Genomic DNA, 13,139 nt, shown 5'->3' on the forward strand with positions numbered 1-13,139 from the left:
AAGTGTTCACCTCAGGTGTGCGGGACGGCCGCGAGCGCCAGCCGGACGGCGAGTTCGTCGGCGCGCAGGGCCGCGTCCGAGCCGGGACCGGTGGTCGCCGCCGCTCCGCAGACCACGGCTGCCGCGAGGCACTCCGGCAGGCTCCGGCCGTCGAGGAGGCCGTGCACGAGGCCCGCGTTGAAGCAGTCGCCGGCCCCCGTGGTGTCGAGCGGCCGCACCGGGACGGCCGGGACGTCGTGGCGCTCGCCGCCGCGGACGGCGGTGGCGCCGTCCGCGCCGCGCTTGACCACCAGGGTCGGCACCAGACGGGCGAGTTCGGCGATCGCGTCGTCCGGGTCGGCGGCGCCGGTCAGGCGCAGCGCCTCGGCGGCGTTCGGGGTGAGGACGTCGATGAGCGAGAGGACGCGGCGGACCGCCGGGTCGTCGAGCGTCGCGGGGGCGTCGTGGCAGTCCATCACCACCTGCGTGCCCAGCCGCCGTGCGGTGTCGGCCGCCGCCACCATCTCGTCGTCCCAGCGCAGTTGGGGCACCATCAGGACGCGCGGGCGGTACCGCCGCAGCAGGGGGACGAGCGGCACGGGCTCGACCGGGTCCTGGTAGCTGACCATCGCCTGGTCGCCGGCGTACGCCATCGCGACCGTCACGCTCCGTACCGGGACGGGGTGGTGGCGGAAGGCGGACGCGTCCAGCCCCTCCTGCCGGGCGCGGGCCAGCACCTGGGCGCTGAAGGCGTCCGTGCCGAAGTCCGCGCTCCAGACCACGTCGTGCCCGAGCCGGCGCAGCGCCATCGCGGGCGTGTACGCGCCCCCGGGCACCCACGCGAAGCCGTCGGCGAACACCTCGCTGCCGGGCTCGACCCGCCGGGGCAGCCCGTGGAACACCAGGTCCGCGAAGTAGGAGCCGACAACCAGCACTTCACGCGGCGGCAACGTCCCGTTCGACCTCATCCGGCGAGCATAGGGTCCCGTGCGGCGCCGGGGGACGAGAACGGCACGACCGCGTCAAGAACGGGGGAGTGGGAGAGAACGGGTTCGTTTACTAACATCAGGAGTGGATCAGGGACAGCGGAGAGGGGGCGGCATGCCCACCGAACCCGAGGAAACGCGCGAATCCGGGGCCACGCGCGGAGCGGCTGCGGCCGTCCCGCTGCGCCGGCGCGGCGAGGTGCTGGAGAGCGCGATCTTCGAGGCCACGCTCCAGCAGCTCGTCACGGACGGCTACGCGCGCCTCACCATGGAGGGCGTCGCGGCGGCGGCGCAGACCGGCAAGGCCGCGCTCTACCGCCGCTGGTCGTCCAAGGAGGAGCTGGTCATCGACGCCCTGCGCGCCTGCCTGCCCCCGCCCGGACCGGCCCCCGACACCGGCGGCCTGCGCGGCGACCTCGTCGAGGTGGTCACCCGGCTGCGCGCGGCGATGTTCAGCGAGCCGGGCGCGGCCGTCCGCGCCGTCATGAGCGAGCTCGACCACGAGCGTGCGCACGCGTTCCTGGAGATCGTGCTGGCGCGCGTGGTCGAACCCACCACCCGCCTGATCGCGGAGGTCCTCGCCCGGGGCGCCGCCCGCGGCGAGGTCCGCCCGGCCGCCGTCACGCCGCTGGTGACCGACGTCGTCCCGGCGCTGATGCTCTACCGCATCAAGGTGTGCGGCGGCGCGCCCGTGCGGCTCGACCCGGAGGCCATCGTGGACGAGGTCCTACTGCCCCTGGTCCGGACCTGAGGGCCTCCGGGCACCGTCAGGCGCCGTCCCCGGTGCCGCGGTCCGCGGCGGCCTCGAAGAAGCGGAGCAGCTCGACCGGGAACGGCAGCACGAGCGTGGAGTTCTTCTCGGCGGCCACCTCGACCACCGTCTGGAGGAGGCGCAGCTGCATCGCCGCCGGGGTCTCGGCCATCGTGGTCGCGGCTTCGGCGAGCTTGGCGGCCGCCTGGAACTCGCCGTCGGCGGTGATGATGCGGGCGCGGCGCTCGCGGTCGGCCTCGGCCTGGCGGGCCATCGAGCGCTTCATGGTCTCGGGGAGGGTGACGTCCTTGATCTCCACCCGGTCGATGTGCACGCCCCAGCCGGTGGCCGGGCTCTCCAGCATGATCTCCAGGCCGCGGTGGAGCTGCTCCCGGCCGGAGAGCAGGTCGTCCAGCTCGCTCTTGCCGATGATGGAGCGCAGCGAGGTCTGGGCGACCTGGAGCATCGCGAAGCTGTAGTTCTGGACGTCGACGGTGGCCTTGATCGGCTCGACGACGCGGAAGTACAGGACGGCGTCGACGCTGACGGAGACGTTGTCCTTGGTGATGCCCTCCTGGGCGGGCACCGGCATGGTGACGACCTGGACGTTGACCTTGCGCATGCGGTCGACGACGGGCACCAGCAGGGTGAGGCCGGGCTGGCGGGCCCGGTCGCGGACGCGGCCGAGCCGGAAGACCACGCCGCGCTCGTACTGCTGGACCACCCGGACGCCGGTGACGAACCAGAACAGGGCCAGGACGACGATGAGTACGACAATCGCCATGGTGCTGCGACCTCCCCCGTCGCGGCGCAGCACGGGCCGGGACCGGAGTGGCCCTGTCGCACGGGTGCGAGCCGCGGAGCACAGTATGCGCCGGTGTCGCGGCGTCCGACAGGGAACGGATCCGACCTTGACGAACTGTTACCTGCGGGGCAATGCGGTCGCCCCGGAACGGGTCCGCCCCGCCGGTGCGTTGAGCACGGAGACGGTGGTCCCGGGGGCCGTCCAGACCATGGCGGATTCAGCCAGGATGAACCTCAGGAGACAGTTGATCCATACCAGTTGACAGTGTGGCAGTGGTTAGCGAATGCTGGTGCCCGGCGCCGGACGCGACCGAGCCGCCCGCGCCTCGGGCGCGCCGGTCGCCGCCACCGGCCCCGGGTGCGCCCGCCCGGCCGTACCCCCGTCGGCCGAGTTCGGGCGCACCCGGGGCCGGTACCACCTCCGCTCCGCCAGCACCGGGAAAGGGACCCTCGCCATGGCCCGTCTGCCGCTCCGCCTCCGGCCTGCCGCCTCCTTACCCCCCGCGGTGGGCCGCTCCGCCGCCCTGGCCGCAGCCGTGCTCGCCGGGGTGCTGGCGGGCGGCGCCGTCGAGGCCGTGCGGCGGCGCCGCGCCGTGCCGGGCGTCGGGCCGGTCCCGGCCGCGGCCGGCGACGAGCGGACGATGACCACCACGGCGGGCAACGTGCTCGCGTACCGCGTGATCCAGTCGTCGGACGACGTCCCGGCGGACCTGCTCGCGCCGGTCGTCGTCTTCGACGGCGCGCTCGGCGACGGGGCCGAGCACGCCGGGTGGCTGCTGCGCGAACTCGCCGCCACCGGGCCGGTCGTGACGTACCACCGCGCCGGCTACGGCCGCAGCAGCTACACCGGCGGCCGGCACTTCGACATCGACGCGGCCGCCGCCGACCTCGCCGACCTCGTCCGGCACGTGGCCGGCGACCGGCCCGTGGTGCTCGTCGGCCACGCCCTCGGCGGCTACCTCGCCGCCACCGCCGCCCGCCGCCTGCCCGGCCACGTGCTCGCCCTCGGGCTCGTCGACCCCTCCCACCCGGGCGAGCCCCTGAGTCGTGACGAGGCCGACGGCGAGAGCGCGGCCCCGGACGGCGTGATCCTGCGCCTCGACGCCGACGCCCGTACGTGCGCGGCGGTCCGGCGCGAGTGGCGCGGCGCCCGCGCGCGGTTCCTGCGGCACGAGGGCCGGCTGCCCCGCGCCGACGTGCCCACGATCGTGATCACCGGCAGGCGCTCGAAGGACCTGCGCGACCGGCTGCGCCTCCAGCGCGAGTACTGCGAGGCCGCGCCGACCGCCGTGCACCGCGAACTCGACGCCCCGCGAAACCAGTTGGTGACCCACTGGGCGGTGGCGCAGCACGTCGGCCAGCTGCTGGGGGAGTTCGTCGACTCCCTGGCCGCCGGCTGGGCCGTCACCGCACCCGTGTCGCCGGGCACGACACGCGGACGCGCCTGACCGTCCGCGCCCCGGACTCCCCCTTCCTCCCCGTGGGACCCCCGAGGGAGGAAGGGGCTTCGCCTGGCCGCCCGCACTACTGCGGCGGCTGTGGGCCGCTGCCGCCGGGCAGTTCCTCGAACTCGATCACGAGGGAGCCCCGGCGGCGCATCCGGGAGCCGGGGGCGGGGTGCTGGGCGGTGACCACCCGGACCCCGGGCCAGGTCAGCGCCCGGACCGGCGGGCCGTCCGGGTCGTCACTCGCGATGACCAGGGCCGGCCTCCCACGCGACCTTCCGCGCGTGCGGCACGAGCAGCCCGACCACGTCGGGCATCGTCACCTCGGGGGCGGTACCAGGTCCGATCCACATCATGTCTCCCTCCCGGGGCCGGTGTCCCGCCGATCTCCCGTCGAGGGAGGACGACTGCACCGCCGGCCCCGGGTGTCGGTGCCGGCGGTGCGGGTCGGGTGCGCGCGGAGCGCGGGTCAGGCCAGGTTGGTGACGGCGGCCTTGACCTTGTCGCCGATGGCGGCCGGCATCGGGACGTAGCCCTTCTCGCCGATGGTCTGCTGGGCGGCGTCGCTGACGGTGTAGGCCAGGAAGGACTTGAGGGTGTCGAGGGTGTCCGCCTTGTTGCCCTTGTCGCAGACGATCTCGTAGGTGACCAGGACGATCGGGTAGGCGTTGTCGGCCTTGGTGCCGTAGTCCAGGGAGAGGGCGAGGTCGCCGTCGGCGCCCGCGACGGTGGACGTGGAGAGGGTGAGCGCGGCGTTGGCGGCGGTCGCCTCGACGGGCTTGGCGGCGCCGGTGGCGATCTGGGCGCTCTTCAGGTTGTTGGTCCGGGCGTAGGACAGCTCGGCGTAGCCGATGGAGTTCCTGACCTGCTTGATCTGGGCGGAGACGCCGGCGCTGCCGTTGGCGGACTGGCCGCCCTTGCCCTTCCACGCCTTGTCCGGCGCGGCGCTCCACGCGCCGCCGGAGGTCTTGGCGAAGTAGGAGGTCAGGTTGTAGGTGGTGCCGGAGTCGTCCGAGCGGTGGAAGGACTGGATGTCGGCGTCCGGCAGCTTGGCGCCCGGGTTGAGGGCGGCGATCGCCGGGTCGTTCCACTTGGTGATCTGCGAGTCGAAGATCTTGGCGGCGGTCGGGCCGTCGAGCACCAGGCTGTCGACGTCGTCGACGTTGTAGACCAGCGAGACGAGGCCGGGGACCATCGGCAGGTCGATCGCCTTGCCGCCGGTGCAGACGGCCTTGGAGGCGTCGACGTCGGCGGGCTTGAGCGCGAAGTCGGAGCCGGCGAACTGGACCTTGCCCTGGTTGAACTGCTGGACGCCCGCGCCGGAGCCGCCGCCGCTGTAGTTGACGGTGGTGCCCGAACAGGAGGCGCTGTAGGTGTTCTTCCACACGTCGATCGCAGGGGCCTGGGCGGTGGAGCCGGCGCCGAGGAGCGAGCCGTTCTTGCCGCACTTGGCGGAGGGGCCGGCGGCCGCGGAGCCGCTCGCAGCGCTGGACCCGTTGTTGTCGTCGCTGCCGCACGCCGTGAGCGACAGGGCGCCGACCAGTGCCACCGCGCTCAGGGCAATGCTGCTGGACCGGCGGTTCCGCTGGAGCATCTGTTTGTTTCCCCTCGTTTTCACGGCCCGCGCTCGACGCGGGTCCCGGCCGCAGGGACGCGGCTGTGGGATCCGGGGGTCCGGTGATCCCCGGGATGAAGAACGATGACGAACGTAGGCGGAGGAGGTGAACGGTTCTTCCGCCTGTTCTGAATCCAAGGTTAAGCGGCGCGGTCCGATGGGGCGGTGATCGCGGGGGCCGGCCACCGCCGTCCGGGTGACGGCGGCGGCCGGCCGCTGACGTGGTCGGGGTCGCGGTGCTCAGGCGGTGAAGACCGCGGCGTGCTCGGCGGCGAACTCGGCGAAGGAGCGGGCCGGGCGGCCGGTCAGCTTCTCGACGTCCGGGCTCACGGCCGAGGCGTACCCGGCCGCGTACAGGCCGTAGAGCTCGACCATGCCCTCGGCGCGCCACGGGTCCCAGCCGGCGTCGAGCATGCCGGCGAGGGCGGCCTCGGGGGCGACGGCGGTGTACTCCACCGTCTGGCCGGCGACGGTGCCCAGCTGCTCGGCGACGGCGTCGTGGGAGAGCGCCGCCGGGCCCGTCAGGGTGTAGACGGCGCCCTCGTGGCCCTCCGTCGCCAGCGCCTCGACGGCCGCCGCGGCGACGTCGCGCGCGTCGACGTACGACACCGCGCCCTCACCGCCCGGCACGGCCAGCCGGCCGTCCCGCACGCCCTGCGCCATGCCCAGGAAGTTCTGGTAGAAGCCGTTCGGCGCGATGACCGTCCAGGGCAGGCCGCTCTCCCGCAGGTGGTCCAGGCCCGCGACGTGCGAGGCCACGAACCGGATGCCGTCCGGGCGCTGCTCGACGCCCGCGGCGGCGTGCAGCACGATGCGCGGGCGGCGGCCGGTGCGCACCGCCGCGTCGATCACGTTCCGCTCGTGGCCGGCCATCTCCGGGTGGACGGCGACCAGCAGGTAGATCACGTCGGCGCCCGCCAGCGCGGCGTCCAGCGAGGCCGGGTCGGAGAAGTCGGCGGCGACCTTCTCGACCGCGCCGTCCCACTCCGCCGGCGCCTCGGCCGGGTTGCGGACCAGCGCGCGGACGCTCTCACCGCGCTCCCGCAGCCCCACGACGATCTTCGACCCGACCGTACCGGTGGCACCCGTCACAACGATCATGGATGTCTCTCCTCCCCGTTCCCGACGCGTACCTGATTCCGCGTCAGACAGCGGACCCGATGATTGCAGTTCGACGGGAATCGGATCAAGGCGGGTCCGACGGGTGGTCGGCACCTGCGGCGCCCCGGGCGGCGACACGCACGGCGCCCCTCGTTCCTCGACTTGGCGGCGGCCGAGCGCTTGGATGGGCCCGCGCCAGTGCCGAGGGGCCCAGTCGGAACAGCCCAGCCGGAACAGCCCAGCCGAGGAGCCGCCACCGTGACCGACACCCCCGCCGCCGAACCCGACCCCGCCGCCGCGGCCCGCCGGATCACCGAGCGGCGTGAGCAACTCGGCCTAACCGAGGAGGAGTTGGCGCAGCGTGCGGCGATGGCGCCGAACTACCTGCGCCACCTGCTGACGGCCGGCCCCGGCTTCGACCCGGGCGGCTTCGTCCGCATCGCCGCCGCGCTCGGGACCACCCGGGCGGCCCTCGTGGAGGGCCGGGCCGACGCCCCGCACGGGCAGGGCGGGCCCGGGCCGCGCCCGCGGCTGCTCAGCCTCAGCGAGCCCGAGTGCTGGGCACTGGTCGGCACCCGCGGGGTGGGCCGGGTCGGCCTGCCGGTGCGGCCGGGCCCGGTGGTGTTCCCGGTCAACTACGTGGTGGACGCGGGCTCGTTCGCGTACCGCACGGCCGTCGGCAGCGCGACCGACCCGGAGGAGGGCGCGGAGGCGTCCTTTCAGGTCGACCACCTCGACGAGTACCTGGGCCGGGGCTGGACCGTCCTCGTCCTCGGCACCGCGCACCACGTCGGGGACGAGGACGAGGTCCGCCATCTCGCGGGCCTGCCCGGCTCGACACCGTGGGCGGGCGGCGACCGGCCGCTGTGGGTGCGGATCCGGCCCGACCGGATCAGCGGACGGCGCATCGTCAGCGGGTGAGCAGGGGAGTGCCGTCCACGAGCCCGTGGCGGTTCGTCGTCCGGTTCGGCATCGTCAGTCCCCCGGCGGACCACGTGTACGAGGGCGCCCGTTCGGCCACCGGACCGCTGCTCGCCTCGCTCGGGGCCCGCGCCGTGGTGGCCGGGGCGGCGACGGCCGCGGGCCGACGCGCCGCGAGCTGAAACACTGCGGCCCGCGCGAACGCGGGCCGCAGCTTGCCGGGCCGAGGTGTTACTTCTTGGCGGTGTTCGTGGTGCTCGCGGTGCTCGGGTTCTTCACGTTCGCGGCCTTCGCGGCGAGGCTCGGCGGCAGGACGTTGTACGGGTTGTGGTGGTGGGCGCCGATGGTCAGCTGCTCCTCCGGCTTGCCGGCGAGCTTCGGCAGCACGTGGGTGCCGGTGGGGTCGGTGATCACGACGGCGTCGCCGTTGCGGCGCACGTCGTGCGGCGAGCCCTTGGCGTAGGAGGCGAGCTCCGCGCCCAGGCCGGTCGGGGTGGAGTCGGCGACCGTGCCGAACACGCTGGTGGGCAGCGTCAGCCCGGTGGCCGTCGCGCCGAGCGAGGTGTACGCGGACTGCTCGCCGCCGTACGCCGCGCCGAAGGTGGCGCCGCCGGTGACGGTGGTGCCGGCCGGGACGGTGACCGGGACGTTGGTGCCGGCCGGGCCGTTGACGGTGACGACGCCGCCCTGGACGTAGCCGGTGACCGAGCCGGCGTTCTGGGTCTGCTGCCAGGCGGCCTGGTTCTTCAGGACCGTCCCGGAGTCGGTGAGGGTCTGGTCGACGACCGGGGTGTCCGCGGTGAACCAGGTGCGGTAGGTCGACAGGATGCTGGTGAGGGTCTGCAGCGCCAGTTGGTCGTCGGTCAGGTTGGACTGGTGCATGAAGAACGGCCGCGGGTCGTTGGACAGCACGTACCCGAGGGTGATCTTGGCCTGCAGCGGCAGGACGTAGTTCGACCAGCCGGTGTTCAGGTCCAGCGGCGAGATGCAGGTCGTGGTGGCCGGGTTGGCCTCGCAGTTGCCGCTGCCGCCGTTGGCCTTGGAGGTGTAGAGCCAGTTGTACTCGCTCACCTCGTCGGACTGGGTGGAGAGGTTGTAGAACACGTTGATCGGGTGGCGCGGGGTGCCCAGCGCGGAGGCGATCTGGCGCTGGCCGGTCTCGCGGGAGGCGTCGACGCCCAGCCACTGGATGTTGTTGGCGCTCAGCGCCGCCAGGAAGTTGGGGTTGTCGTTGGGCTGCTGCGGGAGCATGACCGTGCCCGAGTGCTCGCCCGCGATCAGCTCGTTGGGCCGGAACGGCAGGCCGTTGGCCTGGCCGAACTGGATGTTCTGGGCGATCTCGGAGCTGATGTACGCCTGGTCGACGTACTGGATGTTGCCGGAGGCGTCGGTCTGGCACCGCCACGGGATGACCGAGAAGTCCTGCACGCAGCCGAGGAACGGGTGGTCATAGGTGTGGTTGACCCACATGAAGCTGTTCTTGTTCGCGAGGAGCGCGTTGCTGAGCGGGTCGGTGCCGCCCTGTGCCTGCGCGTACTCGATGCCGGGGCCGGCGTTGAACAGGAAGTCCAGCGTGTAGTTGTTCTGCTGCTGCCAGTTCACCACGGTGGAGACGTCCGCGGCCGTCATCCGGATCGGGTTGGTGGCCGGCACGCCGGCGGCGCAGTCGCCCTCGCCGGGGGTGCACTTGCCGCTCTGGCTCCAGCGGGCGTTGGCATTGAACAGGTCGTCGATGTGCGCCGAGAAGTAGTTGCGCCAGTAGCCGAGGTGCACGCCCCGCGTCACCCAGTCGACGATGCCGTGGGCGAGCAGCTGGAACTGCTGCTGGTAGTAGTTGTACGCGAACGTGAGGACGAGCTGCTGGCGGCCGCCGCTCGTGTACACGCCCGCGACGACGCCCTGTGTGGACGTGCCGGGGATGGTCTCGGTGACGTATGGCTCGAAGTGCGAGCCGGTGGCCGGGTCGTCGGGCAGCGCGGTGGGCAGCGCGCCGTACGAGCCGCTGCCGCCGGCGGTGCCCTCGAACTGCACGGGACCGTTGAGGTAGCGGAAGGCGTCGCCGCGGGCGGAGGCCGTCGCGGTGGCGGTGGTGGCGTCGAGCGAGCCGGTCCAGGTGGGCGCGCTCAGGCCGGTGTTGGCGCCGGGCCACACGTACGAGTCGACCTGGCGGACGTGGTACGCCGTCTCGTAGCCGGTGAGGGCGGAGAGTTCGGCGGCGGAGAGCTGGCCGGGGGAGTCGCTGGGCAGGACGACGCCCTCGAAATGGCCGTGCGGGGTGCCGTCGGCCAGGGTGTCGGCGAGGAAGGCCGACGTGATGGTCGCGCGGTTGGAGCTCGTGAGGTCGACCACGGTGGTCGGGACGCCCTCGGAGACCAACTGCCTGCGGATGCCCTCGACCCACGGGTTGCCGTCCGTGACGACGAGGACGTCGAGGTCCACCCGGGAGGTCGCGGCCGAGGCGGGCACGACCGTGCCGAGGGATATCACCACGCCGGCGGTGGCCAGCGCGACCAGCGGCAGGGCGCGGAAGGGCGTCCGGCGGGACGTCTTCCTTGGCATGCGCACTGCGGCGGAGGAGTTCTTGCGTTTCATGTGCATACCCTGCCTGACCTGGGACGTCTTACTCACCGGTTGCACGAGAGATTGACCAACTGATGGGTGATTGTTTGGAAACGGTTCCCATTGCGGATGACCCGTCGTGAACATCCCGTTCGTGCACGGGCGTTCAGGAGCGCGCCGGAGTGGCGGGGCGTCAACCGAGTCGCACGGAGTGTGCCGGGACCGTGGACGCCGGGTCGGCCGACTGGTATCCAGGCACCGGCAGGCACACGCACGTGCACGACTCACGAAGCGCAGAAGGACAACCGGGAAGCGGGGAGCATGCGCAGGATCCTGATCGTCGGCGCCGGCCAGGCCGGCCTCCAGCTCGCCCTGGGCCTCCAGGCCCACGGCTACGACGTGACCGTGATGACCGACCGCCCGGCGGAGGCGATCCGCGACGGCCGGGTGATGTCCTCCCAGTGCATGTTCGACGCGGCGCTGCGCACCGAGCGCGCCCTCGGGCTCGACCTGTGGGCGGACGACGCGCCGCAGATCGAGGGCATCGGCGTCACCGTGCTCGGTCCGGACGGTGCGCGGGCGATCGACTGGGTGGGCCGCCTGGACGGCAGCGCGCAGTCCGTCGACCAGCGGCTCAAGATGTCCACCTGGCTGGAGACCTTCGCCTCGCGCGGCGGCCGGGTGGAGGTGCGGCAGGCCACCGTCGCCGACCTCGACCGGCTCGCGCCGGAGTACGACCTGGTGCTCGTCGCCGTCGGCAAGGGCGAGCCTGCCTCGCTGTTCGAGCGCGACGCCGCCCGCTCCCCGTTCGACCGGCCCCGGCGCGCCCTGGCCGCCGCGTACGTGGACGGGCTCGGCCCGCGCCCGGGGCGCGACGTCCCCGTCGTCGGCTTCAACCTCGTGCCCGAGGTCGGCGAGTTCTTCGTCCTGCCCGCGCTGACCGCCGCCGGGCCCTGCGACGTCCTGCTCTGGGAGGCGCTCCCGGGCGGACCGGCGGACGTCCTCGGAGGGGTCACGGACCCGGACGAGGTCCTGCGGGGGATCGTCGACCTGATGCGGACCTTCGCACCCGGCGAGTACGAGCGCACCCGGGGCGGCGTCGAGGTGACCGACGCCGGCGGCACGCTGGTCGGCCGGGTCACCCCGGTGGTCCGCCGGCCGATCGGCGAACTGCCGGGTGGTGGCGCGGTGTTGGGCGTCGCCGATGCCGTCGTCACCAACGACCCGATCACCGGCCAGGGCTCCAACAACGCCGCCAAGTGCGCCGCCGTCTACCTCGACGCGATCCTCGCCCACGGCGACCGGCCCTTCGACCGCGCGTTCATGCAGGCCGCATTCGACCGCTTCTGGCAGGACGCCCGCGCCGTCACCGAGTGGACCAACGCGATGCTCGACCCGGCGCCCGAGTACGTCGCGAACGTCATCGCCATGGCCGGCCGACTGCCCGCCGTGGCCGACCGGTTCGCCAACGGCTTCAACGACCCCGGGGACTGGGAGCGCTGGCTCCTCGACCCGGACAAGGCCGCGGCCTACCTGGCGACCGTCACCCCGCAGGGCTGAGCGGCGAGTCGGTGAGTCGGCGGCGGTTCGCCAGCGGCGACTCACCCGGTGGTGAGGTCGAAGAGCGCGATGCACACCGCCCAGCACAAAGGCGGATCAGGAGGCAGATGCACAGCCGAGCCGGGTTCCCCTTGCTCCGCCACCGCACCCTCCCCCGGTGGTCACCACACAGCGCTACCGCCGATTACGGGACAGAGCCACCGCGCCGTCCCGATGCGGGAGCTGCGAGCGGCGGGCGGAGTGCCCCCGACGCGAGGACAATCGGAATCAGTGCCGAGTGGATCGGGAGGAGCCGATGGACTACTCGAGTCACGTCCATGCACGGGTCGAGCGCACATCGGGCATCGCTGTTCCCGCAGCGGCACTCACGCAGCGCGGTCGGTCCGCTGACGCTGCTGAACACGCCGAGGCGCAGACTGCTCCGGTCGGCCGGTTCGGAGCGGACTTCAGTCTCGTCCCGGCCCGTGCGCAGGCCCGGGTCGGTTCGGTCGACGACCCGCTGGAGCACGAGGCGGCCCGGCTGGCCACCCGCCTCGCCGTCTCGGCGGCACCCGTGGCGCCGGGACCGGATCCCGGCGCGTCGGCCGGGCCGGGCACGCTCCGGCGCTTCTCGGAGGCGGGCGACGGGCGGTCCGAGGACGCCCTGCTCCTGCGCAAGGCGGAGCAGGGCAGGGGTGGGGGGCCGGTGCCGGTGACCGCGACGCAGGTGCTCGGCCAGGGAGGGACGCCGCTCGCGGCGCCGGAGCGAGCGTACTTCGGGCCCAGGCTCGGGACGGACCTGTCCCAGGTGCGCGTCCACTCCGGCCCGTCCGCCGAGCGGGCCGCCGAGGCGGTTGACGCCAGAGCGTTCACCCTCGGCGAGCATGTGGTTCTGGGCAGCTCTCACGCGACCGGCACCGCGGGGAGGCGGGAACTGCTCGCCCATGAGCTGGTTCACGTGGCCCAGTACCGCAAGGGACTGGCGGAGGGCGGTACCGCACCCGTGCTGCGGCGGAAGCCGAAGACCGGCCACAAGGCACCCGAGTCGACGGTGCCGAAGGAGTGCCGGGACAGCGCGAAGGCCTGCTTCTCGATCAGTCGGCGCAGGGCCTGGCTGCTGAAGCCGGGCCGGCAGGTGGTGTCGTCGGTACCGGCGCTCGGCGGGCGGGAGGGCCACCCGACGCCGGTCGGCAAGTTCAAGGTCCACTTCCATGACAAGCACCATGTCAGCAGCCTGTACCACGCAAAGATGCCGTACTACGTCAACTTCACCGACAAGGTGGGCTTCCACGCCGGCTCGCTGTCGACCCGGTCGCACGGGTGCGTACACCTGTCGATGGAGGCCGCGGAACAGTTCTTCAACTATCTGAAGGACGGCGATCTGGTCGACGTCGTGCCCTGAGCCGTCCTCGATCCCGGTCGTCACCCGGATGCCACAC

Annotated in this window: 11 protein-coding genes; 6 read left to right on the forward strand and 5 right to left on the reverse strand. The window is 73.1% G+C overall.

Annotation, left to right across the window (positions count from 1 at the left end):
- Positions 1–11: 11 nt before the first annotated feature.
- A complete protein-coding gene (locus ACWCXH_RS08180; protein ID WP_449800529.1) occupies positions 12–947 on the reverse strand; it encodes a carbohydrate kinase family protein in 936 nt (311 codons plus the stop codon).
- 133 nt (positions 948–1,080) lie between these two features.
- Here ACWCXH_RS08180 and ACWCXH_RS08185 point away from each other — a divergent pair, with 133 nt between their 5' ends.
- Complete coding sequence (locus ACWCXH_RS08185; protein ID WP_449800530.1) at positions 1,081–1,716, forward strand: TetR/AcrR family transcriptional regulator C-terminal ligand-binding domain-containing protein; 636 nt, start codon at positions 1,081–1,083, stop codon at positions 1,714–1,716.
- A 16-nt stretch (positions 1,717–1,732) separates the two neighbouring features.
- Here ACWCXH_RS08185 and ACWCXH_RS08190 read toward each other — a convergent pair whose 3' ends face one another.
- The gene (locus ACWCXH_RS08190) at positions 1,733–2,500 is read right to left on the reverse strand and encodes an SPFH domain-containing protein (RefSeq protein WP_449800531.1); all 768 of its coding nucleotides are present in this window, start codon (positions 2,498–2,500) and stop codon (positions 1,733–1,735) included.
- A 475-nt stretch (positions 2,501–2,975) separates the two neighbouring features.
- On the opposite strand from ACWCXH_RS08190, the gene ACWCXH_RS08195 reads away from it, so the two are divergent.
- Complete coding sequence (locus tag ACWCXH_RS08195) at positions 2,976–3,968, forward strand: alpha/beta fold hydrolase (protein ID WP_449800532.1); 993 nt, start codon at positions 2,976–2,978, stop codon at positions 3,966–3,968.
- Positions 3,969–4,434: 466 nt separating this feature from the next.
- On the opposite strand, the gene pstS is transcribed toward ACWCXH_RS08195, so the two are convergent.
- Positions 4,435–5,559, reverse strand: a complete 1,125-nt coding sequence (pstS, locus tag ACWCXH_RS08200) for a phosphate ABC transporter substrate-binding protein PstS (RefSeq protein WP_449800533.1) — start codon at positions 5,557–5,559, stop codon at positions 4,435–4,437.
- A gap of 261 nt (positions 5,560–5,820) precedes the next feature.
- The gene (locus ACWCXH_RS08205) at positions 5,821–6,681 is read right to left on the reverse strand and encodes an NAD(P)H-binding protein (RefSeq protein WP_449800534.1); all 861 of its coding nucleotides are present in this window, start codon (positions 6,679–6,681) and stop codon (positions 5,821–5,823) included.
- 258 nt (positions 6,682–6,939) lie between these two features.
- Here ACWCXH_RS08205 and ACWCXH_RS08210 point away from each other — a divergent pair, with 258 nt between their 5' ends.
- A complete protein-coding gene (locus ACWCXH_RS08210; protein ID WP_449800535.1) occupies positions 6,940–7,602 on the forward strand; it encodes a pyridoxamine 5'-phosphate oxidase family protein in 663 nt (220 codons plus the stop codon).
- The gene (locus ACWCXH_RS08215) at positions 7,599–7,784 is read left to right on the forward strand and encodes a hypothetical protein (RefSeq protein ID WP_449800536.1); all 186 of its coding nucleotides are present in this window, start codon (positions 7,599–7,601) and stop codon (positions 7,782–7,784) included. Before ACWCXH_RS08210 ends, ACWCXH_RS08215 begins: the two co-directional genes overlap by 4 nt.
- 49 nt (positions 7,785–7,833) lie before the next feature.
- Here ACWCXH_RS08215 and ACWCXH_RS08220 read toward each other — a convergent pair whose 3' ends face one another.
- Positions 7,834–10,194 (reverse strand): hypothetical protein, encoded by a 2,361-nt coding sequence (locus tag ACWCXH_RS08220; RefSeq protein WP_449800537.1) that lies wholly within the window; start codon positions 10,192–10,194, stop codon positions 7,834–7,836.
- Positions 10,195–10,482: 288 nt separating this feature from the next.
- On the opposite strand from ACWCXH_RS08220, the gene ACWCXH_RS08225 reads away from it, so the two are divergent.
- Positions 10,483–11,721, forward strand: a complete 1,239-nt coding sequence (locus ACWCXH_RS08225; protein WP_449800538.1) for a styrene monooxygenase/indole monooxygenase family protein — start codon at positions 10,483–10,485, stop codon at positions 11,719–11,721.
- A 157-nt stretch (positions 11,722–11,878) separates the two neighbouring features.
- Positions 11,879–13,102 (forward strand): eCIS core domain-containing protein, encoded by a 1,224-nt coding sequence (locus ACWCXH_RS08230; RefSeq protein WP_449800539.1) that lies wholly within the window; start codon positions 11,879–11,881, stop codon positions 13,100–13,102.
- Positions 13,103–13,139: the final 37 nt, after the last annotated feature.

The sequence above is a fragment of the Kitasatospora sp. NPDC001660 genome (genome assembly GCF_053596725.1).

Bases quoted from the DNA above. Each gene is read 5' to 3' on its own strand.
- ACWCXH_RS08225 (WP_449800538.1), top strand. From the start codon at position 10,483: ATGCGCAGGATCCTGATCGTCGGCGCCGGCCAGGCCGGCCTCCAGCTC.
- ACWCXH_RS08195 (WP_449800532.1), top strand. From the start codon at position 2,976: ATGGCCCGTCTGCCGCTCCGCCTCCGGCCTGCCGCCTCCTTACCCCCC.
- ACWCXH_RS08180 (WP_449800529.1), bottom strand. From the start codon at position 947: ATGAGGTCGAACGGGACGTTGCCGCCGCGTGAAGTGCTGGTTGTCGGC.
- ACWCXH_RS08190 (WP_449800531.1), bottom strand. From the start codon at position 2,500: ATGGCGATTGTCGTACTCATCGTCGTCCTGGCCCTGTTCTGGTTCGTC.
- ACWCXH_RS08220 (WP_449800537.1), bottom strand. From the start codon at position 10,194: ATGAAACGCAAGAACTCCTCCGCCGCAGTGCGCATGCCAAGGAAGACG.
- ACWCXH_RS08185 (WP_449800530.1), top strand. From the start codon at position 1,081: ATGCCCACCGAACCCGAGGAAACGCGCGAATCCGGGGCCACGCGCGGA.
- ACWCXH_RS08205 (WP_449800534.1), bottom strand. From the start codon at position 6,681: ATGATCGTTGTGACGGGTGCCACCGGTACGGTCGGGTCGAAGATCGTC.
- pstS (WP_449800533.1), bottom strand. From the start codon at position 5,559: ATGCTCCAGCGGAACCGCCGGTCCAGCAGCATTGCCCTGAGCGCGGTG.